We start from the raw sequence: 5,824 nt of genomic DNA, 5'->3' as shown, positions 1-5,824 counted from the left end.
GACGTGCTCCGTCGCCACCCCGGGGTGCGGGACGCCTGCGCGGCCGCAGTGGAGGAGCCGGGCGCCGAGGCCGTGCTCTGCGCGTACGTCGTCGCCGACGGGGTGACGGACGAGGACCTGCGGGCCCACACCGCCGCCGGTCTGGCCCCCGGGAGCCGGCCCTCGGTGTACGTACGGCTCGCCTCGGTGCCCCGCACCCTCAACGGCAAGACCGACCGCCGGGCCCTCCCGCTGCCTTCCGCCGCCTACGCGGGCGACTCCGGACAGGCTCCCCTGGACGGCCTGGAGAGCGAGATCGCGGCCATCTGGAGCGAGCTGCTGCACCTGCCCGGGATCGGCCGCGACGACGACTTCACGCTGCTCGGCGGCGACTCGCTGGCCATCGCCCGGCTGCTGGACCGGCTGCGCACGCGCTTCGCCGTGGACGTCCCCGTCGGCGCCTTCGTGAAGCGGCCCACCGTCTCCGGACTCGCCGCCGTGATCACCGACGGCCGCGACGGACCCCCCGGCGCGGCAAGGAGCACCCGATGAGCCCCGCCGCCCCCCTGCCCGCGCGCCCGGATCGCCGTACGGCTCCGCTCTCGTACGCCCAGCGGGCCATCTGGCGGGCCGAGCAGGTACTGCCGGGCACCGCGCTGCACAACGAGACGGCGGCGTTCCGGCTGACCGGGCCGGTGGACGCCGACGCGCTGGAGCGCGCCCTGGCCGAACTCGCCTCCCGTCACGAGGTGATGCGCTGCGCCGTCGTCGCCGACGAGGACGGCGCGGCGGTACAGCGGTTCGAGGACCTCACGCGTCCGACCGTGGAGCGGGTCGATCTGAGCGGGCACCCCCGGGACGACCGTGAGCGGCTTCTCGACGAGCTCGTCGCCGGCGCGGCCGCCGTTCCGTTCGACCTGTCGGGGCGACCGCCGTTGATGCGCACCCACCTCTTCCGGTTGGGCGAGCGGGAGCACCTGTTGTTGTTCACCGCCCACCACATCGTGGTGGACGCCTGGGCGTTCGGGGTCTTCCTGGAGGAACTGGCGGACCGGTACGTGGTGGAGACGGGCGGCCCGGATGCCCCCGCGGAGGAACTCCCCCGGCCCACCGTGGACTTCGGCGACTACGCGGCCTGGCAGCGCACGGACCCGGACGCGGGTCGCGGCCTGGACCACTGGCGCGACCGGCTCGGGGGCGATCCGGAGCCGGTGCGACTGCCGTCGGACGGGCGGCGCGTCGGCGCCGCCGACGAGGAGCCGGGCACGGCGCGGGTGGCGGGAGCGCTGCACGGGTTCACCCTCCCCGCCGAGCTGGTCGCACGACTCTCGGCGCTCGGCCGCGCCGAGCTGACCAGTGTCTCGGCCGTCGTCCTCACGGCGTACTGCGTCGTCGTCCAGCGGTACGCGGGACAGGACGACCTCGTCGTCGGCATGCCCGTGGCCACCCGCAACCGTCCCGCGCTCGGCGGCATGATCGGCCCGCTGCTCAACGTGATGGCGCACCGGGTGGACCTGAGCGGCACGCCCACCTTCCGGGAGGCGCTGCACCGCACCCGGCAGGCCCTCAAGGCGGACCTCCGGCACCGGGACACCCCCTTCGACCTGGTGGTCGAGGATCTCGGCCCCGGGGCCGGCGCCGGTCGTACGCCCCTGTTCCAGCTGATGTACGCCTTCCACAGCGGCCCCACCACGACCCTGCGGCTGCCGGGTGTCGAGACCGCGCCGGCGCCGTCGCACAGCGGCACCGCCAAGTACGACCTGTCGCTGTTCCTGCGGCCCCGGCCGTCCGGCGACCTGGACGCCTCGCTGGAGTACCGCACCGCGCTGCTCGCCCCGGAGACCGTCGCCGGGTTCGCCGACGCGCTGTCGTGTCTGCTGGCCGCCGCCGCGGACGACCCGGGCCGGCCGATCGCCGAACTGCCGGTCACGACTGCGGAGGAGACCCGCAGGATCGTGCGGGACTTCAACACGAGCGACCCGTCGGCGCCGGCCTGGGGCGCCGTCCCCGAGGCGCTGCGCGCCCTCGCCCTGCGCGACGGGGACGCCCCCGCCGTGGGCTCCGCCGACGGGACCCTCACCCGGGCCGACGTGGCCGGCGCCGCCGACCGGGTGGCAGCCGTGCTCGCCGGCCGGTGCGGGGTACGGCCGGGCGACCGGGTCGCCCTGCGGGTCCGGCGCAGCGCCGAACTGATCCCGCTGATCGTCGGGTTGTGGCGGGCCGGCGCCGTGCTGGTGCCGCTCGACGCGGCGATGCCCGACGAGCGGGCGGCGTACGTGTGGAAGGACAGCGGCGCCCGGCTGTTGGTCACCGACGAACCGCTCGGCGCCGGCCTCTCGGACGCCGCCGGCGAGGGAACGCCCCGGCTCGACCCGCGCGAGCTCCTCGACGCCCCGGCGCCCGCCGCCGGGGACGTGCCGTACCCCGACGGTCCGGCCCCGGACGCGCTCGCCTACCTGATGTACACCTCGGGGTCCACCGGGACGCCCAAGGGTGTGGCGGTACCGCACGGCTGCGTGGCGAACCTCCTGCACAGCGTGGTGCGGGAGCCGGGCATCGAGGAGCACGACGTGCTCGTCGCCGTCACCTCGCTCACCTTCGACATCAGTGTCCTGGAACTGTTCGCCCCGCTGGTCGCGGGCGCCCGGGTGGTGGTCGCGCCGCGCGAGACGGTCCGCGACGCGGAGGCCCTGGGGACGTTGTTGGAGAAGTCCGGGGCCACGCTGATGCAGGCCACGCCGTCGCTGTGGCGGGGTCTGTTGGACGGCGGCTGGCCGGGCCGGGGCGGCCTTCGGGCGTTCAGCGGCGGAGAGGCCCTCGACGAGGTGCTGGCCGGGCGGCTCCTGGAGCGCTGCGCCGAGGTGTGGAACCTGTACGGACCCACCGAGACGACGATCTGGTCCACCGCCGGGCGCGTCCTGCCGGGCGAGCCGGTGACCGTGGGACGTCCCGTCGCCCGCACCGTCTGCCACGTCCTGGACACCGCCGGCCGGCCCGTGCCCGTCGGGGCCGTCGGCGAGCTGGTCATCGGCGGCGCGGGCGTGACGGACGGCTACTGGAACCGACCCGAGCTGACCTCGACCGTCTTCGTGCCGGACCCGGTCACCGCGACCGGCGGCACCGTGTACCGCACCGGTGACCTGGCCCGGTACCTGCCGGACGGCCGCCTGGTCGTACTGGGCCGGGTGGACCAGCAGGTCAAGATCCTCGGGCATCGCGTCGAACTCGGCGAGGTCGAAGCCCTGTTGGGCGCCCACGAGGACGTATGGCAGGTCGCCGTGGTCATCGACCGGGCGGGGGCGTCGGGCCCGCGCCTGGTCGCGTTCGTCGTCCCGGCGCGGACCGGCGGGGTGTCGACCGAGGCGTTGCGCCGGCATCTGCGCGAGCGGCTGCCCGCGGCGGCGGTCCCGGCCGTGTTCGACGAGGTCGCCGAACTGCCGTTGAACACCAGCGGCAAGATCGACCGGCCCGCGTTGACCCGCACGGCGCGCACCCTGCGGTCCGGCACCGGGCGCACCGCCCCGGTCACCTCCGTCGAGCGCTCCGTCGTACGGCACTGGGCGGCGGTGCTGGGGCTCGACCCGGACGCGGTCGGAACCGACGACGACTTCCTCGCGGCGGGCGGCAACTCGATCGCCGCCGGTCGGCTGATCGGGCTGGTGCGCGCGGAGTTCGGGCAGGCCCCCTCGCTGGCCGCCTTCTACGCGGACCCGACGCCGGCCACCCTGGCCCGCTCGGCCGCCGGTGCGCCCGCCGGTCGGGACGCCGAGCCGGTGCCCGGTCCCGCCGCCGGGCCCGCGCGCGAACCCGGCGATCCGGTGCCGCTCACCGATCAGCAGCGGCAGCTGTGGCTGGCCCAACGGCTCGCCCCCGACTCGGCGGCCTACAACCTGGCGGGCGCGGTCCGACTGGACGCCGATGTCGACGCCGATGTCCTGGCGGCCGCGCTGCGCGACCTGGTGACCCGTCACCGCGTCCTGGCGGCCCGTGTCGGGTGGGAGGACGGGGGCCCCGTCCTGGTTCCGCTGCCCGCCGACGCGGTACGGCTCGCCGTCGTCGATCTGCCCGGCTCCCCCGGCCCCGGCGAAGGAGCCGAGGACGCCGAGGCCGCGTGGGAGACGGTCGCCGCCGCGGAGGCGGCCCGTCCCTTCGACCTGGCGGCGGGACCACTGTTGCGCCTCACCCTGGTACGGGGACAGGGGCGTACGGAACTGCTGTGCGCCGCGCACCACATCGCGGTGGACGGCTGGTCCGTCTCCGTGGCCTTGCGCGAACTGGCCGCACTGTACGCGGTGCACGCCACCGACGCCGAGCGACTCCCGGCACCGGGCGCCGAGTTCATCGACTACGCCGCCGCGGCCGACGCCCCCGCCGGTCGCGCCGTGCGGGCCGGGCACCTGGCGTACTGGCGCGAACGGCTCGCCGGCCACCCCGGGGTGCTCGCCCTGCCCACCGACCCGCAGGCCCTCGCCGACGAGGCCCCCGGGGCCGGTCGCACCATGCCGGTGCGACTGTCCCCGGACGTCACCGCGCGGCTGCGCCGGACGGCCGCCCGGCTGCGGGTCACGCCGTTCACCGTGCTGCTCACCGTGTTCGGCTCCCTGCTGGGCCGTTACGCGGCGTCCGACGACGTCGTCGTCGCCGTACCCGTCGCCAACCGCGAGGCGCCCGGACTGGAGGGTCTCGTCGGCAACCTGGTCAACACCCTGCCGGTGCGCGTGGACCTCTCCGGTACGCCGGGCTTCGCCGAACTCGCCTCCCGCACCGGTCGTCTGCTCGCCGCGGACCTGGACCGGCCGCTGGTCCCCTTCGACCGGCTCGTCGCCGAACTGGGCCTGGCGGGCGACCCGGGCCGGCCGGCGCTCGCCCAGGTCTCGCTGGTCTGGCAGGACGCGACGCCCGACCTGGTCCGACTGGGCGACGTCACCGGTGAGCTGCGACCGGTGCGGACCGCGACCGCGAAGTACGACCTGACGCTCGCCCTGGACGAGCACGCCGACCGGATCGACGGGGTCCTGGAGTACGCCGTCTCCCGCTTCGGCGAGGAGTCGGCGGCCCGGTTCGTCCGCCGGCTGGAGACCCTCCTGCACGCGGCGCTCGACGACCCCGACGCCGACCTGGACGACGTCGACCTGGGCCGGGGAGAGACCCCCTCGCCCCGCCCCGCGGCGGAACCGGGCGCGTACCGGGCCGCCCACCGCGTGCCGGTGCACGAGCTGTTCCGGGCCGTGGCGGCCGAGCGTCCCGACTCCCCGGCCGTACGGTGCGCCGGAGTGGAGGTCACCTACGCGGAACTGGACCGTTGGAGCGACGACATCGCGGTCCGGCTGCTGGCGCGCGGCGCCGGACCCGGCTCCTTCGTGTCGGTGCTGCTGCCCACCGGGCCCGCGCAGAGCGCCGCCGTCCTCGGCGTGGCCAAGACCGGCGCGGCGTTCGCGGTCCTCGACGGGGTCGGCCCCGAGCTGCGGCTGCGCGCCGTACTCGCCGACGCGGACCCCGTCGCGCTGCTGGCCACCGAAGCCTCCCTGGCGGCGTACCCCGCGCTGTGGGACCGGGAGGCGGTGCGGTTCGGCGACGTCCCGGTGGAGTGGTGCGACACCCGGGCACCCGCCGCCGACAAGGCCGCGGCCCCCCGGCCGACGGCGCCGGCGACGACCGGTGAGGACGCGCTGTGCCTGGTGTACACCTCCGGTTCGACCGGTAGCCCCAAGGGCATCGTGGTGCCGCGCGCGTCCCCCGCCCAGTTCGCCCCCCGGCAGGGGGCCCGCTTCTCGGTGCGGCCCGCGAGCCGTGTCGCGCAGTGGGCGCCGTTCACCTACGACGCCGCCTACACCGAGGTGTTCGC

2 protein-coding genes are annotated in these 5,824 nt (G+C 76.2%); both read left to right on the top strand.

From position 1 onward, the window contains the following. The coding region (locus tag ADK55_RS09200; protein ID WP_234349972.1) for a phosphopantetheine-binding protein at nucleotides 1-531 on the top strand (531 nt) is incomplete at its 5' end. Further along, nucleotides 528-5,824 (top strand): non-ribosomal peptide synthetase (locus ADK55_RS09195; RefSeq protein WP_159041332.1); only part of this gene is annotated, 5,297 nt, incomplete at its 3' end. The genes ADK55_RS09200 and ADK55_RS09195, both read left to right, overlap by 4 nt.

Source organism: Streptomyces sp. WM4235, from assembly GCF_001279725.1.
GTDB lineage: Bacteria > Actinomycetota > Actinomycetes > Streptomycetales > Streptomycetaceae > Streptomyces.
Note: the sequence above shows the minus strand (reverse complement) of the source record. Positions and strands in the feature narration are given on the sequence as shown.